Annotated in this window: 2 protein-coding genes; both read left to right on the top strand. The window is 63.0% G+C overall.

What is annotated here, in order from left to right:
• The first annotated feature begins 383 nt into the window (after window positions 1–383).
• Entirely contained in the window at window positions 384–2,129 is a 1,746-nt protein-coding gene (locus PMI20_RS29715; protein ID WP_502945112.1) for an Ig-like domain-containing protein, read from the top strand.
• Window positions 2,126–25,102 carry an Ig-like domain-containing protein gene (locus PMI20_RS29710; protein ID WP_284170837.1) on the top strand — a complete coding sequence of 7,659 codons (22,977 nt, stop codon included), beginning with the start codon at window positions 2,126–2,128 and terminating at the stop codon, window positions 25,100–25,102. Before PMI20_RS29715 ends, PMI20_RS29710 begins: the two co-directional genes overlap by 4 nt.

Raw genomic sequence — 25,102 nt, 5'->3', positions numbered from 1 at the left:
TAAAAGATATCACTTGGAAAAGACGGTTTTTGAAATTTTTGTCAATTGTTCACATTTCGCTGCTGCTTCCTCCTTACTTTGATGTAAAGGATTGCGGGTCTGTTTTTGCTTGATTCTTGGTGGTGGAAATTTGACGTCAAAATAAGTGCATTTGTTTCGAAAGTTTTGAAGTTCTGGTTGTTTTGGTCTTGTTGTGGGCGATGTCATTTTGAGGTCATTAAGTCTATTGGTCTTATCGATCGCAAGGCAGGCTTGGGTTCTTGCTTTGCTGTTTTATTTTGAGTTGTGAACAATTCTGACGCGTGATGGGGCGTTGCAGAAATGTCGGTATTTTGTAGGGAACCCTACTTTACGCCTGCGTCTGATGCCTTGAGGTTCTACTTATGGAAAGCTTGATTACAGTTGTTGCTAAAGCCACGCATGAGGAAGTGTCGGTCGCAGGTCTTGAGTTGGCTCTGCAATCCCCTTCGGTCGTCTGTTTGGCAGTCAAGCGTTCCGACATAAAAAGTGTTGAGCGCCAAGGGGATATGCTCATTATTGCTTTGGTGTCAGGCGCTGTTATCAAGATTCATGGTTTTTTCCCTGATCAGGGGCCTCTACAAAATGACCTGGTACTGCAGGATGATCATCGCTTCTGGCTGATGGAGTTTTCGGAAAACGGCCAGATGTTTGATCAATTTGTGGCGATCGACTCCATTGAGCCACTGCTGGTCAATGAGCACTTTGATCTTTCCATGTTGGCCTGGGTGCTGGGTGGTGTGGCGTTGCTGGGGGGCGCGTCTGGTGGTGGTGGTGGTGGTGGTGGTGGTGGTGGTGTGTCTCAAGACTCTACGGCGCCGAACGTGCCGAGCGTGACGGTGGCGACCAATGCCGATGGCAGCGTGACCGTGACGGGTTCGACTGAACCTGGTAGCACCGTTACCGTGACCTACCCGGATGGCACCACCGGTACGGTGGTGGCTGCGGCGGATGGCAGCTACAGCATCACCTCGCCAGTGGATCAACCGAGCGGTAACGTCACTGCCAATGCCACCGATGCGGCGGGCAACGTGAGTGGCGACACCGTAGTGGCGTACAGCGATACCACGGCGCCGGAGACCCCGAGCGTAACTGTTGCGACCAATGCCGATGGCAGCGTGACCGTGACGGGTTCGACTGAACCTGGTAGCACCGTTACCGTGACCTACCCGGATGGCACCACCGGTACGGTGGTGGCTGCGACGGATGGCAGCTACAGCATCACCTCGCCAGTGGATCAACCGAGCGGTAACGTCACTGCCAATGCCACCGATGCGGCGGGCAATGTGAGTGGCGACACCGTAGTGGCGTACAGCGACACCACGGCGCCGGAGACCCCGAGCGTAACTGTTGCGACCAATGCCGATGGCAGCGTGACCGTGACGGGTTCGACTGAACCTGGTAGCACCGTTACCGTGACCTACCCGGATGGCACCACCGGTACGGTGGTGGCCGCGACGGATGGCAGCTACAGCATCACCTCGCCAGTGGATCAACCGAGCGGTAATGTCACTGCCAATGCCACCGATGCGGCGGGCAATGTGAGTGGCGACACCGTAGTGGCGTACAGCGACACCACGGCGCCGGAGACCCCGAGCGTAACTGTTGCGACCAATGCCGATGGCAGCGTGACCGTGACGGGTTCGACTGAACCTGGTAGCACGGTTACCGTGACCTACCCGGATGGCACCACCGGTACGGTGGTGGCCGCGACGGATGGCAGCTACAGCATCACCTCGCCAGTGGATCAACCGAGCGGTAATGTCACTGCCAATGCCACCGATGCGGCGGGCAATGTGAGTGGCGACACCGTAGTGGCGTACAGCGACACCACGGCGCCGGAGACCCCGAGCGTAACTGTTGCGACCAATGCCGATGGCAGCGTGACCGTGACGGGTTCGACTGAACCTGGTAGCACCGTTACCGTGACCTACCCGGATGGCACCACCGGTACGGTGGTGGCCGCGACGGATGGCAGCTACAGCATCACCTCGCCAGTGGATCAACCGAGCGGTAACGTCACCGCCAATACCACCGATGCGGCGGGCAACGTGAGTGGCGACACCGTGGTGGCGTACAGCGACACCACGGCGCCGGAGACCCGAGCGTGACGGTGGCGACCAATGCTGATGGCAGCGTGACCGTGACGGGTTCGACTGAACCTGGTAGCACGGTTACCGTGACCTACCCGGATGGCACCACCGGTACGGTGGTGGCCGCGACGGATGGCAGCTACAGCATCACCTCGCCAGTGGATCAACCGAGCGGTAACGTCACCGCCAATACCACCGATGCGGCGGGCAACGTGAGTGGCGACACCGTAGTGGCCTACAGCGACACCACGGCGCCGGAGACCCCGAGCGTGTCGGTGGCGACCAATGCCGATGGCAGCGTGACCGTGACGGGTTCGACTGAACCTGGTAGCACGGTTACCGTGACCTACCCGGATGGCACCACCGGTACGGCGGTGGCCGCGACGGATGGCAGCTACAGCATCACCTCGCCGGTGGATCAACCGAGCGGTAATGTCACCGCCAATGCCACCGATGCGGCCGGCAACGTGAGTGGTGACACCGTAGTGGCGTATAGCGAGACCACGGCGCCGGAGACCCCGAGCGTGTCGGTGGCGACCAATGCCGATGGCAGCGTGGTGGTCAGCGGCAGTGCAGAGCCAAACAGCACCGTTACCGTGACCTACCCGGATGGCACCACCGGTACGGTGGTGGCCGCGACGGATGGCAGCTACAGCATCACCTCGCCGGTGGATCAACCGAGCGGTAATGTCACCGCCAATGCCACCGATGCGGCGGGCAACGTGAGTGGCGACACCGTAGTGGCGTACAGCGACACCACGGCGCCGGAGACCCCGAGCGTGACGGTGGCGACCAATGCCGATGGCAGCGTGACCGTGACGGGTTCGACTGAACCTGGTAGCACGGTTACCGTGACCTACCCGGATGGCACCACCGGTACGGTGGTGGCCGCGACGGATGGCAGCTACAGCATCACCTCGCCAGTGGATCAACCGAGCGGTAATGTCACTGCCAATGCCACCGATGCGGCGGGCAACGTGAGTGGCGACACCGTAGTGGCCTACAGCGATACCACGGCGCCGGAGACCCCGAGCGTGACGGTGGCGACCAATGCTGATGGCAGCGTGACCGTGACGGGTTCGACTGAACCTGGTAGCACGGTTACCGTGACCTACCCGGATGGCACCACCGGTACGGTGGTGGCTGCGGCGGATGGCAGCTACAGCATCACCTCGCCAGAGGATCAACCGAGCGGTAACGTCACTGCCAATGCCACCGATGCGGCGGGCAACGTGAGTGGCGACACCGTAGTGGCCTACAGCGATACCACGGCGCCGGAGGCTCCGAGCGTGTCGGTGGCGACCAATGCCGATGGCAGCGTGGTGGTCAGCGGCAGTGCAGAGCCAAACAGCACCGTTACCGTGACCTACCCGGATGGCACCACCGGTACGGTGGTGGCTGCGGCGGATGGCAGCTACAGCATCACCTCGCCGGTGGATCAACCGAGCGGTAACGTCACTGCCAATGCCACCGATGCGGCCGGCAACACCAGTGCCGACACCGTGGTGGCCTACACCGATACCACGGCGCCGGAGACCCCGAGCGTGACGGTGGCGACCAATGCTGATGGCAGCGTGACCGTGACGGGTTCGACTGAACCTGGTAGCACGGTTACCGTGACCTACCCGGATGGCACCACCGGTACGGTGGTGGCTGCGGCGGATGGCAGCTACAGCATCACCTCGCCAGAGGATCAACCGAGCGGTAACGTCACTGCCAATGCCACCGATGCGGCGGGCAACGTGAGTGGCGACACCGTAGTGGCCTACAGCGATACCACGGCGCCGGAGGCTCCGAGCGTAACGGTGGCGACCAATGCCGATGGCAGCGTGGTGGTCAGCGGCAGTGCAGAGCCAAACAGCACCGTTACCGTGACCTACCCGGATGGCACCACCGGTACGGTGGTGGCTGCGGCGGATGGCAGCTACAGCATCACCTCGCCGGTGGATCAACCGAGCGGTAACGTCACCGCCAATACCACCGATGCGGCCGGCAACACCAGTGCCGACACCGTGGTGGCCTACACCGATACCACGGCGCCGGAGGCTCCGAGCGTGTCGGTGGCGACCAATGCTGATGGCAGCGTGACCGTGACGGGTTCGACTGAACCTGGTAGCACGGTTACCGTGACCTACCCGGATGGCACCACCGGTACGGTGGTGGCTGCGGCGGATGGCAGCTACAGCATCACCTCGCCAGAGGATCAACCGAGCGGTAATGTCACTGCCAATGCCACCGATGCGGCGGGCAACGTGAGTGGCGACACCGTAGTGGCCTACAGCGATACCACGGCGCCGGAGACCCCGAGCGTGACGGTGGCGACCAATGCTGATGGCAGCGTGACCGTGACGGGTTCGACTGAACCTGGTAGCACGGTTACCGTGACCTACCCGGATGGCACCACCGGTACGGTGGTGGCTGCGGCGGATGGCAGCTACAGCATCACCTCGCCAGAGGATCAACCGAGCGGTAATGTCACTGCCAATGCCACCGATGCGGCGGGCAACGTGAGTGGCGACACCGTAGTGGCCTACAGCGATACCACGGCGCCGGAGGCTCCGAGCGTAACGGTGGCGACCAATGCTGATGGCAGCGTGACCGTGACGGGTTCGACTGAACCTGGTAGCACGGTTACCGTGACCTACCCGGATGGCACCACCGGTACGGTGGTGGCCGCGACGGATGGCAGCTACAGCATCACCTCGCCAGAGGATCAACCGAGCGGTAACGTCACTGCCAATGCCACCGATGCGGCGGGCAACGTGAGTGGCGACACCGTAGTGGCGTACAGCGACACCACGGCGCCGGAGACCCCGAGCGTGACGGTGGCGACCAATGCCGATGGCAGCGTGACCGTGACGGGTTCGACTGAACCTGGTAGCACGGTTACCGTGACCTACCCGGATGGCACCACCGGTACGGTGGTGGCTGCGGCGGATGGCAGCTACAGCATCACCTCGCCAGAGGATCAACCGAGCGGTAATGTCACTGCCAATGCCACCGATGCGGCGGGCAACGTGAGTGGCGACACCGTAGTGGCGTACAGCGACACCACGGCGCCGGAGGCTCCGAGCGTAACGGTGGCGACCAATGCTGATGGCAGCGTGACCGTGACGGGTTCGACTGAACCTGGTAGCACGGTTACCGTGACCTACCCGGATGGCACCACCGGTACGGTGGTGGCTGCGGCGGATGGCAGCTACAGCATCACCTCGCCAGAGGATCAACCGAGCGGTAACGTCACTGCCAATGCCACCGATGCGGCGGGCAACGTGAGTGGCGACACCGTAGTGGCCTACAGCGATACCACGGCGCCGGAGGCTCCGAGCGTAACGGTGGCGACCAATGCCGATGGCAGCGTGGTGGTCAGCGGCAGTGCAGAGCCAAACAGCACCGTTACCGTGACCTACCCGGATGGCACCACCGGTACGGTGGTGGCTGCGGCGGATGGCAGCTACAGCATCACCTCGCCGGTGGATCAACCGAGCGGTAACGTCACCGCCAATACCACCGATGCGGCGGGCAACGTGAGTGGCGACACCGTAGTGGCCTACAGCGATACCACGGCGCCGGAGGCTCCGAGCGTAACGGTGGCGACCAATGCCGATGGCAGCGTGGTGGTCAGCGGCAGTGCAGAGCCAAACAGCACGGTTACCGTGACCTACCCGGATGGCACCACCGGTACGGTGGTGGCTGCGGCGGATGGCAGCTACAGCATCACCTCGCCAGAGGATCAACCGAGCGGTAACGTCACTGCCAATGCCACCGATGCGGCGGGCAACGTGAGTGGCGACACCGTAGTGGCCTACAGCGATACCACGGCGCCGGAGGCTCCGAGCGTGTCGGTGGCGACCAATGCCGATGGCAGCGTGGTGGTCAGCGGCAGTGCAGAGCCAAACAGCACGGTTACCGTGACCTACCCGGATGGCACCACCGGTACGGTGGTGGCTGCGGCGGATGGCAGCTACAGCATCACCTCGCCGGTGGATCAACCGAGCGGTAACGTCACTGCCAATGCCACCGATGCGGCGGGCAACGTGAGTGGCGACACCGTAGTGGCCTACAGCGATACCACGGCGCCGGAGACCCCGAGCGTGACGGTGGCGACCAATGCTGATGGCAGCGTGACCGTGACGGGTTCGACTGAACCTGGTAGCACGGTTACCGTGACCTACCCGGATGGCACCACCGGTACGGTGGTGGCTGCGGCGGATGGCAGCTACAGCATCACCTCGCCGGTGGATCAACCGAGCGGTAACGTCACTGCCAATGCCACCGATGCGGCGGGCAACGTGAGTGGCGACACCGTAGTGGCCTACAGCGATACCACGGCGCCGGAGACCCCGAGCGTGACGGTGGCGACCAATGCTGATGGCAGCGTGACCGTGACGGGTTCGACTGAACCTGGTAGCACGGTTACCGTGACCTACCCGGATGGCACCACCGGTACGGTGGTGGCTGCGGCGGATGGCAGCTACAGCATCACCTCGCCAGAGGATCAACCGAGCGGTAACGTCACTGCCAATGCCACCGATGCGGCGGGCAACGTGAGTGGCGACACCGTAGTGGCCTACAGCGATACCACGGCGCCGGAGGCTCCGAGCGTGTCGGTGGCGACCAATGCCGATGGCAGCGTGGTGGTCAGCGGCAGTGCAGAGCCAAACAGCACCGTTACCGTGACCTACCCGGATGGCACCACCGGTACGGTGGTGGCTGCGGCGGATGGCAGCTACAGCATCACCTCGCCGGTGGATCAACCGAGCGGTAACGTCACTGCCAATGCCACCGATGCGGCGGGCAACGTGAGTGGCGACACCGTAGTGGCCTACAGCGATACCACGGCGCCGGAGACCCCGAGCGTGACGGTGGCGACCAATGCTGATGGCAGCGTGACCGTGACGGGTTCGACTGAACCTGGTAGCACGGTTACCGTGACCTACCCGGATGGCACCACCGGTACGGTGGTGGCTGCGGCGGATGGCAGCTACAGCATCACCTCGCCGGTGGATCAACCGAGCGGTAACGTCACTGCCAATGCCACCGATGCGGCGGGCAACGTGAGTGGCGACACCGTAGTGGCCTACAGCGATACCACGGCGCCGGAGACCCCGAGCGTGACGGTGGCGACCAATGCTGATGGCAGCGTGACCGTGACGGGTTCGACTGAACCTGGTAGCACGGTTACCGTGACCTACCCGGATGGCACCACCGGTACGGTGGTGGCTGCGGCGGATGGCAGCTACAGCATCACCTCGCCGGTGGATCAACCGAGCGGTAACGTCACTGCCAATGCCACCGATGCGGCGGGCAACGTGAGTGGCGACACCGTAGTGGCCTACAGCGATACCACGGCGCCGGAGACCCCGAGCGTGACGGTGGCGACCAATGCTGATGGCAGCGTGACCGTGACGGGTTCGACTGAACCTGGTAGCACGGTTACCGTGACCTACCCGGATGGCACCACCGGTACGGTGGTGGCTGCGGCGGATGGCAGCTACAGCATCACCTCGCCAGAGGATCAACCGAGCGGTAACGTCACTGCCAATGCCACCGATGCGGCGGGCAACGTGAGTGGCGACACCGTAGTGGCCTACAGCGATACCACGGCGCCGGAGGCTCCGAGCGTGTCGGTGGCGACCAATGCCGATGGCAGCGTGGTGGTCAGCGGCAGTGCAGAGCCAAACAGCACCGTTACCGTGACCTACCCGGATGGCACCACCGGTACGGTGGTGGCTGCGGCGGATGGCAGCTACAGCATCACCTCGCCGGTGGATCAACCGAGCGGTAACGTCACTGCCAATGCCACCGATGCGGCGGGCAACGTGAGTGGCGACACCGTAGTGGCCTACAGCGATACCACGGCGCCGGAGACCCCGAGCGTGACGGTGGCGACCAATGCTGATGGCAGCGTGACCGTGACGGGTTCGACTGAACCTGGTAGCACGGTTACCGTGACCTACCCGGATGGCACCACCGGTACGGTGGTGGCTGCGGCGGATGGCAGCTACAGCATCACCTCGCCGGTGGATCAACCGAGCGGTAACGTCACTGCCAATGCCACCGATGCGGCGGGCAACGTGAGTGGCGACACCGTAGTGGCCTACAGCGATACCACGGCGCCGGAGACCCCGAGCGTGACGGTGGCGACCAATGCTGATGGCAGCGTGACCGTGACGGGTTCGACTGAACCTGGTAGCACGGTTACCGTGACCTACCCGGATGGCACCACCGGTACGGTGGTGGCTGCGGCGGATGGCAGCTACAGCATCACCTCGCCAGAGGATCAACCGAGCGGTAACGTCACTGCCAATGCCACCGATGCGGCGGGCAACGTGAGTGGCGACACCGTAGTGGCCTACAGCGATACCACGGCGCCGGAGGCTCCGAGCGTGTCGGTGGCGACCAATGCCGATGGCAGCGTGGTGGTCAGCGGCAGTGCAGAGCCAAACAGCACCGTTACCGTGACCTACCCGGATGGCACCACCGGTACGGTGGTGGCTGCGGCGGATGGCAGCTACAGCATCACCTCGCCGGTGGATCAACCGAGCGGTAACGTCACTGCCAATGCCACCGATGCGGCGGGCAACGTGAGTGGCGACACCGTAGTGGCCTACAGCGATACCACGGCGCCGGAGGCTCCGAGCGTAACGGTGGCGACCAATGCCGATGGCAGCGTGGTGGTCAGCGGCAGTGCAGAGCCAAACAGCACCGTTACCGTGACCTACCCGGATGGCACCACCGGTACGGTGGTGGCTGCGGCGGATGGCAGCTACAGTATCACCTCGCCGGTGGATCAACCGAGCGGTAACGTCACCGCCAATACCACCGATGCGGCCGGCAACACCAGTGCCAACACCGTGGTGGCCTACACCGATACCACGGCGCCGGAGGCTCCGAGCGTGTCGGTGGCGACCAATGCTGATGGCAGCGTGACCGTGACGGGTTCGACTGAACCTGGTAGCACGGTTACCGTGACCTACCCGGATGGCACCACCGGTACGGTGGTGGCTGCGGCGGATGGCAGCTACAGCATCACCTCGCCAGAGGATCAACCGAGCGGTAATGTCACTGCCAATGCCACCGATGCGGCGGGCAACGTGAGTGGCGACACCGTAGTGGCCTACAGCGATACCACGGCGCCGGAGACCCCGAGCGTGACGGTGGCGACCAATGCTGATGGCAGCGTGACCGTGACGGGTTCGACTGAACCTGGTAGCACGGTTACCGTGACCTACCCGGATGGCACCACCGGTACGGTGGTGGCTGCGGCGGATGGCAGCTACAGCATCACCTCGCCAGAGGATCAACCGAGCGGTAACGTCACTGCCAATGCCACCGATGCGGCGGGCAACGTGAGTGGCGACACCGTAGTGGCCTACAGCGATACCACGGCGCCGGAGGCTCCGAGCGTAACGGTGGCGACCAATGCCGATGGCAGCGTGGTGGTCAGCGGCAGTGCAGAGCCAAACAGCACCGTTACCGTGACCTACCCGGATGGCACCACCGGTACGGTGGTGGCTGCGGCGGATGGCAGCTACAGCATCACCTCGCCGGTGGATCAACCGAGCGGTAACGTCACTGCCAATGCCACCGATGCGGCGGGCAACGTGAGTGGCGACACCGTAGTGGCCTACAGCGATACCACGGCGCCGGAGGCTCCGAGCGTGTCGGTGGCGACCAATGCCGATGGCAGCGTGGTGGTCAGCGGCAGTGCAGAGCCAAACAGCACGGTTACCGTGACCTACCCGGATGGCACCACCGGTACGGTGGTGGCTGCGGCGGATGGCAGCTACAGCATCACCTCGCCAGAGGATCAACCGAGCGGTAACGTCACTGCCAATGCCACCGATGCGGCGGGCAACGTGAGTGGCGACACCGTAGTGGCCTACAGCGATACCACGGCGCCGGAGGCTCCGAGCGTGTCGGTGGCGACCAATGCCGATGGCAGCGTGGTGGTCAGCGGCAGTGCAGAGCCAAACAGCACCGTTACCGTGACCTACCCGGATGGCACCACCGATACGGTGGTGGCTGCGGCGGATGGCAGCTACAGCATCACCTCGCCAGAGGATCAACCGAGCGGTAACGTCACTGCCAATGCCACCGATGCGGCGGGCAACGTGAGTGGCGACACCGTAGTGGCGTACAGCGATACCACGGCGCCGGAGGCTCCGAGCGTAACGGTGGCGACCAATGCTGATGGCAGCGTGACCGTGACGGGTTCGACTGAACCTGGTAGCACGGTTACCGTGACCTACCCGGATGGCACCACCGGTACGGTGGTGGCCGCGACGGATGGCAGCTACAGCATCACCTCGCCAGAGGATCAACCGAGCGGTAACGTCACTGCCAATGCCACCGATGCGGCGGGCAACGTGAGTGGCGACACCGTAGTGGCCTACAGCGATACCACGGCGCCGGAGGCTCCGAGCGTAACGGTGGCGACCAATGCCGATGGCAGCGTGACCGTGACGGGTTCGACTGAACCTGGTAGCACGGTTACCGTGACCTACCCGGATGGCACCACCGGTACGGTGGTGGCTGCGGCGGATGGCAGCTACAGCATCACCTCGCCAGAGGATCAACCGAGCGGTAACGTCACTGCCAATGCCACCGATGCGGCGGGCAACGTGAGTGGCGACACCGTAGTGGCGTACAGCGACACCACGGCGCCGGAGGCTCCGAGCGTAACGGTGGCGACCAATGCTGATGGCAGCGTGACCGTGACGGGTTCGACTGAACCTGGTAGCACGGTTACCGTGACCTACCCGGATGGCACCACCGGTACGGTGGTGGCTGCGGCGGATGGCAGCTACAGCATCACCTCGCCGGTGGATCAACCGAGCGGTAACGTCACTGCCAATGCCACCGATGCGGCCGGCAACACCAGTGCCGACACCGTGGTGGCCTACACCGATACCACGGCGCCGGAGACCCCGAGCGTGACGGTGGCGACCAATGCTGATGGCAGCGTGACCGTGACGGGTTCGACTGAACCTGGTAGCACGGTTACCGTGACCTACCCGGATGGCACCACCGGTACGGTGGTGGCTGCGGCGGATGGCAGCTACAGCATCACCTCGCCAGAGGATCAACCGAGCGGTAACGTCACTGCCAATGCCACCGATGCGGCGGGCAACGTGAGTGGCGACACCGTAGTGGCCTACAGCGATACCACGGCGCCGGAGGCTCCGAGCGTAACGGTGGCGACCAATGCCGATGGCAGCGTGGTGGTCAGCGGCAGTGCAGAGCCAAACAGCACCGTTACCGTGACCTACCCGGATGGCACCACCGGTACGGTGGTGGCTGCGGCGGATGGCAGCTACAGTATCACCTCGCCGGTGGATCAACCGAGCGGTAACGTCACCGCCAATACCACCGATGCGGCCGGCAACACCAGTGCCAACACCGTGGTGGCCTACACCGATACCACGGCGCCGGAGGCTCCGAGCGTGTCGGTGGCGACCAATGCTGATGGCAGCGTGACCGTGACGGGTTCGACTGAACCTGGTAGCACGGTTACCGTGACCTACCCGGATGGCACCACCGGTACGGTGGTGGCTGCGGCGGATGGCAGCTACAGCATCACCTCGCCAGAGGATCAACCGAGCGGTAATGTCACTGCCAATGCCACCGATGCGGCGGGCAACGTGAGTGGCGACACCGTAGTGGCCTACAGCGATACCACGGCGCCGGAGACCCCGAGCGTGACGGTGGCGACCAATGCTGATGGCAGCGTGACCGTGACGGGTTCGACTGAACCTGGTAGCACGGTTACCGTGACCTACCCGGATGGCACCACCGGTACGGTGGTGGCTGCGGCGGATGGCAGCTACAGCATCACCTCGCCAGAGGATCAACCGAGCGGTAATGTCACTGCCAATGCCACCGATGCGGCGGGCAACGTGAGTGGCGACACCGTAGTGGCCTACAGCGATACCACGGCGCCGGAGGCTCCGAGCGTAACGGTGGCGACCAATGCTGATGGCAGCGTGACCGTGACGGGTTCGACTGAACCTGGTAGCACGGTTACCGTGACCTACCCGGATGGCACCACCGGTACGGTGGTGGCCGCGACGGATGGCAGCTACAGCATCACCTCGCCAGAGGATCAACCGAGCGGTAACGTCACTGCCAATGCCACCGATGCGGCGGGCAACGTGAGTGGCGACACCGTAGTGGCGTACAGCGACACCACGGCGCCGGAGACCCCGAGCGTGACGGTGGCGACCAATGCCGATGGCAGCGTGACCGTGACGGGTTCGACTGAACCTGGTAGCACGGTTACCGTGACCTACCCGGATGGCACCACCGGTACGGTGGTGGCTGCGGCGGATGGCAGCTACAGCATCACCTCGCCAGAGGATCAACCGAGCGGTAACGTCACTGCCAATGCCACCGATGCGGCGGGCAACGTGAGTGGCGACACCGTAGTGGCCTACAGCGATACCACGGCGCCGGAGGCTCCGAGCGTGTCGGTGGCGACCAATGCCGATGGCAGCGTGGTGGTCAGCGGCAGTGCAGAGCCAAACAGCACGGTTACCGTGACCTACCCGGATGGCACCACCGGTACGGTGGTGGCTGCGGCGGATGGCAGCTACAGCATCACCTCGCCGGTGGATCAACCGAGCGGTAACGTCACTGCCAATGCCACCGATGCGGCGGGCAACGTGAGTGGCGACACCGTAGTGGCCTACAGCGATACCACGGCGCCGGAGGCTCCGAGCGTAACGGTGGCGACCAATGCCGATGGCAGCGTGGTGGTCAGCGGCAGTGCAGAGCCAAACAGCACCGTTACCGTGACCTACCCGGATGGCACCACCGGTACGGTGGTGGCTGCGGCGGATGGCAGCTACAGTATCACCTCGCCGGTGGATCAACCGAGCGGTAACGTCACCGCCAATACCACCGATGCGGCCGGCAACACCAGTGCCAACACCGTGGTGGCCTACACCGATACCACGGCGCCGGAGGCTCCGAGCGTGTCGGTGGCGACCAATGCTGATGGCAGCGTGACCGTGACGGGTTCGACTGAACCTGGTAGCACGGTTACCGTGACCTACCCGGATGGCACCACCGGTACGGTGGTGGCTGCGGCGGATGGCAGCTACAGCATCACCTCGCCAGAGGATCAACCGAGCGGTAATGTCACTGCCAATGCCACCGATGCGGCGGGCAACGTGAGTGGCGACACCGTAGTGGCCTACAGCGATACCACGGCGCCGGAGACCCCGAGCGTGACGGTGGCGACCAATGCTGATGGCAGCGTGACCGTGACGGGTTCGACTGAACCTGGTAGCACCGTTACCGTGACCTACCCGGATGGCACCACCGGTACGGTGGTGGCCGCGACGGATGGCAGCTACAGCATCACCTCGCCAGAGGATCAACCGAGCGGTAACGTCACTGCCAATGCCACCGATGCGGCGGGCAACGTGAGTGGCGACACCGTAGTGGCCTACAGCGATACCACGGCGCCGGAGGCTCCGAGCGTAACGGTGGCGACCAATGCCGATGGCAGCGTGGTGGTCAGCGGCAGTGCAGAGCCAAACAGCACCGTTACCGTGACCTACCCGGATGGCACCACCGGTACGGTGGTGGCTGCGGCGGATGGCAGCTACAGTATCACCTCGCAGGTGGATCAACCGAGCGGTAACGTCACCGCCAATACCACCGATGCGGCCGGCAACACCAGTGCCAACACCGTGGTGGCCTACACCGATACCACGGCGCCGGAGGCTCCGAGCGTGTCGGTGGCGACCAATGCTGATGGCAGCGTGACCGTGACGGGTTCGACTGAACCTGGTAGCACGGTTACCGTGACCTACCCGGATGGCACCACCGGTACGGTGGTGGCTGCGGCGGATGGCAGCTACAGCATCACCTCGCCAGAGGATCAACCGAGCGGTAATGTCACTGCCAATGCCACCGATGCGGCGGGCAACGTGAGTGGCGACACCGTAGTGGCCTACAGCGATACCACGGCGCCGGAGACCCCGAGCGTGACGGTGGCGACCAATGCTGATGGCAGCGTGACCGTGACGGGTTCGACTGAACCTGGTAGCACCGTTACCGTGACCTACCCGGATGGCACCACCGGTACGGTGGTGGCCGCGACGGATGGCAGCTACAGCATCACCTCGCCAGAGGATCAACCGAGCGGTAACGTCACTGCCAATGCCACCGATGCGGCGGGCAACGTGAGTGGCGACACCGTAGTGGCCTACAGCGATACCACGGCGCCGGAGGCTCCGAGCGTGTCGGTGGCGACCAATGCTGATGGCAGCGTGACCGTGACGGGTTCGACTGAACCTGGTAGCACGGTTACCGTGACCTACCCGGATGGCACCACCGGTACGGTGGTGGCTGCGGCGGATGGCAGCTACAGCATCACCTCGCCAGAGGATCAACCGAGCGGTAATGTCACTGCCAATGCCACCGATGCGGCGGGCAACGTGAGTGGCGACACCGTAGTGGCCTACAGCGATACCACGGCGCCGGAGGCTCCGAGCGTAACGGTGGCGACCAATGCTGATGGCAGCGTGACCGTGACGGGTTCGACTGAACCTGGTAGCACGGTTACCGTGACCTACCCGGATGGCACCACCGGTACGGTGGTGGCCGCGACGGATGGCAGCTACAGCATCACCTCGCCGGTGGATCAACCGAGCGGTAATGTCACCGCCAATGCCACCGATGCGGCGGGCAACGTGAGTGGCGACACCGTAGTGGCGTACAGCGACACCACGGCGCCGGAGACCCCGAGCGTGACGGTGGCGACCAATGCCGATGGCAGCGTGACCGTGACGGGTTCGACTGAACCTGGTAGCACGGTTACCGTGACCTACCCGGATGGCACCACCGGTACGGTGGTGGCCGCGACGGATGGCAGCTACAGCATCACCTCGCCAGTGGATCAACCGAGCGGTAATGTCACTGCCAATGCCACCGATGCGGCGGGCAACGTGAGTGGCGACACCGTAGTGGCCTACAGCGATACCACGGCGCCGGAGACCCCGAGCGTGACGGTGGCGACCAATGCTGATGGCAGCGTGACCGTGACGGGTTCGACTGAACCTGGTAGCACGGTTACCGTGACCTACCCGGATGGCACCACCGGTACGGTGGTGGCTGCGGCGGATGGCAGCTACAGCATCACCTCGCCAGAGGATCAACCGAGCGGTAACGTCACTGCCAATGCCACCGATGCGGCGGGCAACGTGAGTGGCGACACCGTAGTGGCCTACAGCGATACCACGGCGCCGGAGGCTCCGAGCGTGTCGGTGGCGACCAATGCCGATGGCAGCGTGGTGGTCAGCGGCAGTGCAGAGCCAAACAGCACCGTTACCGTGACCTACCCGGATGGCACCACCGGTACGGTGGTGGCTGCGGCGGATGGCAGCTACAGCATCACCTCGCCGGTGGATCAACCGAGCGGTAACGTCACTGCCAATGCCACCGATGCGGCCGGCAACACCAGTGCCGACACCGTGGTGGCCTACACCGATACCACGGCGCCGGAGACCCCGAGCGTGACGGTGGCGACCAATGCTGATGGCAGCGTGACCGTGACGGGTTCGACTGAACCTGGTAGCACGGTTACCGTGACCTACCCGGATGGCACCACCGGTACGGTGGTGGCTGCGGCGGATGGCAGCTACAGCATCACCTCGCCAGAGGATCAACCGAGCGGTAACGTCACTGCCAATGCCACCGATGCGGCGGGCAACGTGAGTGGCGACACCGTAGTGGCCTACAGCGATACCACGGCGCCGGAGGCTCCGAGCGTAACGGTGGCGACCAATGCCGATGGCAGCGTGGTGGTCAGCGGCAGTGCAGAGCCAAACAGCACCGTTACCGTGACCTACCCGGATGGCACCACCGGTACGGTGGTGGCTGCGGCGGATGGCAGCTACAGCATCACCTCGCCGGTGGATCAACCGAGCGGTAACGTCACCGCCAATACCACCGATGCGGCCGGCAACACCAGTGCCGACACCGTGGTGGCCTACACCGATACCACGGCGCCGGAGGCTCCGAGCGTGTCGGTGGCGACCAATGCTGATGGCAGCGTGACCGTGACGGGTTCGACTGAACCTGGTAGCACCGTTACCGTGACCTACCCGGATGGCACCACCGGTACGGTGGTGGCCGCGACGGATGGCAGCTACAGCATCACCTCGCCAGAGGATCAACCGAGCGGTAATGTCACTGCCAATGCCACCGATGCGGCGGGCAACGTGAGTGGCGACACCGTAGTGGCCTACAGCGATACCACGGCGCCGGAGACCCCGAGCGTGACGGTGGCGACCAATGCTGATGGCAGCGTGACCGTGACGGGTTCGACTGAACCTGGTAGCACGGTTACCGTGACCTACCCGGATGGCACCACCGGTACGGTGGTGGCTGCGGCGGATGGCAGCTACAGCATCACCTCGCCAGAGGATCAACCGAGCGGTAATGTCACTGCCAATGCCACCGATGCGGCGGGCAACGTGAGTGGCGACACCGTAGTGGCCTACAGCGATACCACGGCGCCGGAGGCTCCGAGCGTAACGGTGGCGACCAATGCCGATGGCAGCGTGGTGGTCAGCGGCAGTGCAGAGCCAAACAGCACCGTTACCGTGACCTACCCGGATGGCACCACCGGTACGGTGGTGGCTGCGGCGGATGGCAGCTACAGCATCACCTCGCCGGTGGATCAACCGAGCGGTAACGTCACTGCCAATGCCACCGATGCGGCCGGCAACACCAGTGCCGACACCGTGGTGGCCTACACCGATACCACGGCGCCGGAGACCCCGAGCGTGACGGTGGCGACCAATGCTGATGGCAGCGTGACCGTGACGGGTTCGACTGAACCTGGTAGCACGGTTACCGTGACCTACCCGGATGGCACCACCGGTACGGTGGTGGCTGCGGCGGATGGCAGCTACAGCATCACCTCGCCAGAGGATCAACCGAGCGGTAACGTCACTGCCAATGCCACCGATGCGGCGGGCAACGTGAGTGGCGACACCGTAGTGGCCTACAGCGATACCACGGCGCCGGAGGCTCCGAGCGTAACGGTGGCGACCAATGCCGATGGCAGCGTGGTGGTCAGCGGCAGTGCAGAGCCAAACAGCACCGTTACCGTGACCTACCCGGATGGCACCACCGGTACGGTGGTGGCTGCGGCGGATGGCAGCTACAGCATCACCTCGCCAGAGGATCAACCGAGCGGTAACGTCACTGCCAATGCCACCGATGCGGCGGGCAACGTGAGTGGCGACACCGTAGTGGCCTACAGCGATACCACGGCGCCGGAGGCTCCGAGCGTGTCGGTGGCGACCAATGCCGATGGCAGCGTGGTGGTCAGCGGCAGTGCAGAGCCAAACAGCACGGTTACCGTGACCTACCCGGATGGCACCACCGGTACGGTGGTGGCTGCGGCGGATGGCAGCTACAGCATCACCTCGCCGGTGGATCAACCGAGCGGTAACGTCACTGCCAATGCCACCGATGCGGCGGGCAACGTGAGTGGCGACACCGTAGTGGCCTACAGCGATACCACGGCGCCAACGGTAACCACCAGCATCACCAGCTACACCGACAACCAGGGCACCGATCAGGGCAGCTACGCCAGTGGCACCACGACCGACGACACCACGCCGGTGCTCAACGGCAGCCTCAGCGCGGCGCTGAGCAGCGGGGAGGTGGTACGGATCTACGAAGGCAGCACGCTGCTGGGGACCGCAACGGTGACGGGCACCACCTGGACCTTCGCCACGTCGACGCTGGTCAATGGCAGCAGCCATACCTACACCGCGGTAGTGAGCGATGCGGCAGGTAACGAAGGCAGCGTGTCGTCGGACTTTACGCTGACGATCGACACCACAGCGCCAACGGTAACCACCAGCATCACCAGCTACACCGACAACCAGGGCACCGATCAGGGCAGCTACGCCAGTGGCACCACGACCGACGACACCACGCCGGTGCTCAACGGCAGCCTCAGCGCGGCGCTGAGCAGCGGGGAGGTGGTACGGATCTACGAAGGCAGCACGCTGCTGGGGACCGCAACGGTGACGGGCACCACCTGGACCTTCGCCACGTCGACGCTGGTCAATGGCAGCAGCCATACCTACACCGCGGTAGTGAGCGATGCGGCAGGTAACGAAGGCAGTGTGTCGTCGGGCTTTACGCTGACGATCGATACCACGGCGCCAACGGTAACCACCAGCATCACCAGCTACACCGACAACCAGGGCACCAATCAGGGCAGCTACGCCAGTGGCACCACGACCGACGACACCACGCCGGTGCTCAACGGCAGCCTCAGCGCGGCGCTGAGCAGCGGGGAGGTGGTACGGATCTACGAAGGCAGCACGCTGCTGGGGACCGCGACGGTGACGGGCACCACCTGGACCTTCGCCACGTCGACACTGGTCGACGGCAGCAGTCATGCCTACACCGCGGTAGTGAGCGATGCGGCAGGTAACGAAGGCAGTGTGTCGTCGGGCTTTACGCTGACGATCGACACCACGGCGCCAACGGTAACCACCAGCATCACCAGCTACACCGACAACCAGGGCACCGATCAGGGCAGCTACGCCAGTGGCACCACGACCGACGACACCACGCCGGTGCTCAACGGCAGCCTCAGCGCGGCGCTGAGCAGCGGGGAGGTGGTACGGATCTACGAAGGCAGCACGCTGCTGGGGACCGCGACGGTGACGGGCACCACCTGGACCTTCGCCACGTCGACACTGGTCGACGGCAGCAGCCATACCTACACCGCGGTAGTGAGCGATGCGGCAGGTAACGAAGGCAGCGTGTCGTCGGGCTTTACGCTGACGATCGACACCACGGCGCCAACGGTAACCACCAGCATCACCAGCTACACCGACAACCAGGGCACCAATCAGGGCAGCTACGCCAGTGGCACCACGACCGACGACACCACGCCGGTGCTCAACGGCAGCCTCAGCGCGGCGCTGAGCAGCGGGGAGGTGGTACGGATCTACGAAGGCAGCACGCTGCTGGGGACCGCAACGGTGACGGGCACTACCTGGACCTTCGCCACGTCGACGCTGGTCAATGGCAGCAGCCATACCTACACCGCGGTAGTGAGCGATGCGGCAGGTAACGAAGGCAGTGTGTCGTCGGGCTTTACGCTGACGATCGATACCACGGCGCCAACGGTAACCACCAGCATCACCAGCTACACCGACAACCAGGGCACCAATCAGGGCAGCTACGCCAGTGGCACCACGACCGACGACACCACGCCGGTGCTCAACGGCAGCCTCAGCGCGGCGCTGAGCAGCGGGGAGGTGGTACGGATCTACGAAGGCAGCACGCTGCTGGGGACCGCGACGGTGACGGGCACCACCTGGACCTTCGCCACGTCGACACTGGTCGACGGCAGCAGCCATACCTACACCGCGGTAGTGAGCGATGCGGCAGGTAACGAAGGCAGCGTGTCGTCGGGCTTTACGCTGACGATCGACACCACGGCGCCAACGGTAACCACCAGCATCACCAGCTACACCGACAACCAGGGCACCAATCAGGGCAGCTACGCCAGTGGCACCACGACCGACGACACCACGCCGGTGCTCAACGGCAGCCTCAGCGCGGCGCTGAGCAGCGGGGAGGTGGTACGGATCTACGAAGGCAGCACGCTGCTGGGGACCGCAACGGTGACGGGCACTACCTGGACCTTCGCCACGTCGACGCTGGTCAATGGCAGCAGCCATACCTACACCGCGGTAGTGAGCGATGCGGCAGGTAACGAAGGCAGTGTGTCGTCGGGCTTTACGCTGACGATCGATACCACGGCGCCAACGGTAACCACCAGCATCACCAGCTACACCGACAACCAGGGCACCAATCAGGGCAGCTACGCCAGTGGCACCACGACCGACGACACCACGCCGGTGCTCAACGGCAGCCTCAGCGCGGCGCTGAGCAGCGGGGAGGTGGTACGGATCTACGAAGGCAGCACGCTGCTGGGGACCGCGACGGTGACGGGCACCACCTGGACCTTCGCCACGTCGACACTGGTCGACGGCAGCAGCCATACCTACACCGCGGTAGTGAGCGATGCGGCAGGTAACGAAGGCAGCGTGTCGTCGGGCTTTACGCTGACGATCGACACCACGGCGCCAACGGTAACCACCAGCATCACCAGCTACACCGACAACCAGGGCACCGATCAGGGCAGCTACGCCAGTGGCACCACGACCGACGACACCACGCCGGTGCTCAACGGCAGCCTCAGCGCGGCGCTGAGCAGCGGGGAGGTGGTACGGATCTACGAAGGCAGCACGCTGCTGGGGACCGCAACGGTGACGGGCACCACCTGGACCTTCGCCACGTCGACGCTGGTCAATGGCAGCAGCCATACCTACACCGCGGTAGTGAGCGATGCGGCAGGTAACGAAGGCAGCGTGTCGTCGGACTTTACGCTGACGATCGACACCACAGCGCCAACGGTAACCACCAGCATCACCAGCTACACCGACAACCAGGGCACCAATCAGGGCAGCTACGCCAGTGGCACCACGACCGACGACACCACGCCGGTGCTCAACGGCAGCCTCAGCGCGGCGCTGAGCAGCGGGGAGGTGGTACGGATCTACGAAGGCAGCACGCTGCTGGGGACCGCAACGGTGACGGGCACTACCTGGACCTTCGCCACGTCGACGCTGGTCAATGGCAGCAGCCATACCTACACCGCGGTAGTGAGCGATGCGGCAGGTAACGAAGGCAGCGTGTCGTCGGGCTTTACGCTGACGATCGATACCACGGCGCCAACGGTAACCACCAGCATCACCAGCTATACCGACAACCAGGGCACCAATCAGGGCAGCTACGCCAGTGGCACCACGACCGACGACACCACGCCGGTGCTCAACGGCAGCCTCAGCGCGGCGCTGAGCAGCGGGGAGGTGGTACGGATCTACGAAGGCAGCACGCTGCTGGGGACCGCAACGGTGACGGGCACTACCTGGACCTTCGCCACGTCGACGCTGGTCAATGGCAGCAGCCATACCTACACCGCGGTAGTGAGCGATGCGGCAGGTAACGAAGGCAGCGTGTCGTCGGGCTTTACGCTGACGATCGACACCACGGCGCCAACGGTAACCACCAGCATCACCAGCTACACCGACAACCAGGGCACCAATCAGGGCAGCTACGCCAGTGGCACCACGACCGACGACACCACGCCGGTGCTCAACGGCAGCCTCAGCGCAGCGCTGAGCAGCGGGGAGGTGGTACGGATCTACGAAGGCAGCACGCTGCTGGGGACCGCGACGGTGACGGGCACCACCTGGACCTTCGCCACGTCGACGCTGGTCAATGGCAGCAGCCATACCTACACCGCGGTAGTGAGCGATGCGGCAGGTAACGAAGGCAGCGTGTCGTCGGGCTTTACGCTGACGATCGACACCACGGCGCCAACGGTAACCACCAGCATCACCAGCTACACCGACAACCAGGGCAGCAATCAGGGCAGCTACGCCAGTGGCACCACGACCGACGACACCACGCCGGTGCTCAACGGCAGCCTCAGCGCGGCGCTGAGCAGCGGGGAGGTGGTACGGATCTACGAAGGCAGCACGCTGCTGGGGACCGCAACGGTGACGGGCACTACCTGGACCTTCGCCACGTCGACGCTGGTCAATGGCAGCAGCCATACCTACACCGCGGTAGTGAGCGATGCGGCAGGTAACGAAGGCAGTGTGTCGTCGGGCTTTACGCTGACGATCGATACCACGGCGCCAACGGTAACCACCAGCATCACCAGCTACACCGACAACCTGGGCGCCACTCAGGGCAGCTATGCCAGCGGCACCACGACCGACGACACCACGCCGGTGCTCAACGGCAGCCTCAGCGCGGCGCTGAGCAGCGGGGAGGTGGTACGGATCTACGAAGGCAGCACGCTGCTGGGGACCGCGACGGTGACGGGCACTACCTGGACATTTGCGACGCCAACCCTGTACATCGGAACTAGCCACACCTATAAGGCGTTGGTGGCTGATGCGGCAGGTAACGAAGGCACAGTCTCGGCGACCTTCACATTGTCTGTGGATGCTACGGCTACGGTAACCACGTTCCTTACCGACACCTCAGGTTCGATTAGCGGTAGCTACTCGACGAACGATAATGCGGTGAATACCGACCGAATCACACGCGATAGCACCCCCATGTTGAGTGGTAGTATCAGTCGTGCTTTGCAGGCTGATGAAGTCGTACAGATCAGCCTCAATGGCGGCAGCACCTGGGTCGTTGTGGAAAGTACCGATGGGGCGACCACTTGGAGCTACAGTCCGGCAGCTTACACCGCTAGTGCAACTGTGACTGCTCAGGTACGCATTCAGAATGAGGTAAGTGCCACCTACGGTACTGCAACCACCAGCACCTATACCATCGACCTAGCTGCGCCGGCTCTAGGGCTAACATCTCCGGACTTCTCTAATGCGGCAACAGTGGATTCTGATGGTGATAAGGTCATTCTCGCCAGCGCTGCGCCAACCTTTAGCAGCACCATTGATGGAACCGTAGAGGTAGGTGCAACCATCGCTTTAATCAACGACGTCAACAACGATGGGGTTTATACCGAAGGTGTCGACATTGTTCTGACGTCGACAACCGCTTCTGCAACTGGTACCTGGACGTTGTCTCCGACGCTGACGGCGGGTGAATACCATCTGGGTTACGTACTGTGGGACGCGGCGGGCAATCGCTCGCGTCTGACCGCGACCACCCAGGTGGATGTGGTCAGCACCCTGGACCATTTAGCTGTGACCGCCAGCGCATTTGGTACCAACACAACCTCCGGCTACGGAGGCAGTATGATACTCAACTCCGCCGGTTTGTGGACCTTTGTCGGCGACCAGGCCGTGTACAGCAGCACAGCCATCGGGACCTACAACACCACCGCATTGGTTCAATCCTCTACAGGCTCTGGTGCTATCTCCGGCTATGCGTTCCTAGACTACAACCTTGACGGTTACATCGACATATTGGCCAGCAACGAATCCGCAGACAGGTATATACCACTTTGGACCGGCAATGCTTCTGGGTATACCGCGTCGGTAATCACTCTCCCCTATACGGGGGCCCAGAATAGTTCCGGCAGCCCTATAGTAATTGACATGGACGGCGATGGTTACCTTGATGCGGTTGTGGGTACTCTAAACTGGTCGGGGCCTTTCCTTAAGAACAACGGCGGTACATCCTGGACCGCTTACGGCTACTTTGTTAACACCGGCACCGGTACAGCGGCAAGTCTCCAGAATCTAACTATTGACAAAGACCTTTCGGGGGTCGATCTCAATAACGACGGCAAGGTCGATCTGCTTGTACACACGTTTTCCGATATCAACGGTAATGCTGGTACTGATAATGGGTTGGGTGTTGTGATCAATGATGGCAGTAGTAGCACTACGGGGGCCAATTGGACCTATACGCAATGGATCGATAATGTCTTCTATGCTGGCTATAAGTCTACTGATGACTCTACATCGATGACATGGGCGGACTTCAACGGCGATGGTTGGCTTGATATGTACATCAACCAGACAGACGTTGCGACCACGGCTGCTAGTAGAATCTACCTGAACTCCTCGGGAACGATGCCCTCTACGGGGGTTGCCATTGCCAGTGATACATTGGCGGGGGAGGCATCGGTGGCCGTGGACTGGAATGGTGATGGCAAGATGGACGTAATCGAGGCTGACTACGGTACGGGACAGATCAACCTCTACATCAACAAGGGCTCCGTCACTACAGGCAGTTGGACCACCAATACGCTGCTCACGGCTGCCAGCGGCGGAGACAACGTTCTAGCTTCGCTGACCGCCGCCGACTACGACTGGGACGGTGACATCGACCTGCTGATAGGACAAAACGCGGGTACTGCAACACAGCTTATTACTAATACCAATCAGACAACGGATGGCACGGCATTACACCTGAGGATCCTGAATGCTGAGGGTTTCAATATCTATTACGGTAATACGGTGCAGGTCTACAATTCTGCAGGCACGCTGGTTTCGACACAGATCATCAACCCTCAGTCTGGGGCGTGGGTCGAAGACAGCTCCGGCCTGATCAACATCTATGGGTTGGACTCGTCGGAAACTTACACTGTCAAGCTATTGGCCAGTACGGGGACTACGTCCGACACTTATTCTTGGAGCGTGAGCACAGACGATGCGACGGATGCCAGGATACTGACCACTACTGAAGTGACGGCGGCAGCGTCGACCACGTTGATCGGTACTGGTTATGACGATACCTATATGGTGGTCAATGTCACTGGCGGTACGACCGTCTTCAACGGGGGGGGCGGCTGGAGCGATCCGGTACTTGCCGGCGAAACCACATCCTGGAGTGTAACCGGCGGCATGGACATTGTAGATTTCGGCAGTGCCACCAGCGCGCTGACGGTGAACTTGAATACTGGCAGTATTTCGGGCTGGGGTACTTTGACTTCGATCAGTAACGTAGAGGGAGTTCGAGGCAGTTCATTGGCTGACACCATTACTGGCAGTTCTGCGGACAACATCATCGAGGGCCGTGGTGGCAATGATACGTTGGTGCTGGGTACCGGTGGCAACGATCGGTTGGTTTACAACAACATCAACTCTTCTGACACTGCTACTGGTGGTAATGGCAGCGATACGGTGACAGGATTCACCGTCGGCAACCTTGGCAGTAGCTCCAGCACTAATGCTGACATCATCGATCTGAGCGGGTTGCTACAGGGCTACACCGGCACAGCCTATGTGTACCAAGAAAGCAGTGGCACTTATGTGCTCGATAGCGCCTCCGCTTCGTTGAATAACTATTTAAAGGTCACGACGAGTGGTAGCGATACCCTTATATCGGTCGATACCAGTGGGGCCGCTAGCTTCACTACAGTATTGGTGACACTGCAGAGTGTACAGACCGATCTGGCGACCTTATTGGCTAATAATCAATTGACGGTGGTTTGA

Origin of the sequence: Pseudomonas sp. GM17 (assembly GCF_000282175.2) — a bacterium.
GTDB classification, from domain to species: Bacteria; Pseudomonadota; Gammaproteobacteria; order Pseudomonadales; family Pseudomonadaceae; genus Aquipseudomonas; species Aquipseudomonas chlororaphis.
Note: the sequence above shows the minus strand (reverse complement) of the source record. Positions and strands in the feature narration are given on the sequence as shown.

What these genes read in the sequence shown, in the direction of transcription:
- PMI20_RS29715 (WP_502945112.1), top strand. Translation starts at nt 384, where the DNA reads ATGGAAAGCTTGATTACAGTTGTTGCTAAAGCCACGCATGAGGAAGTG.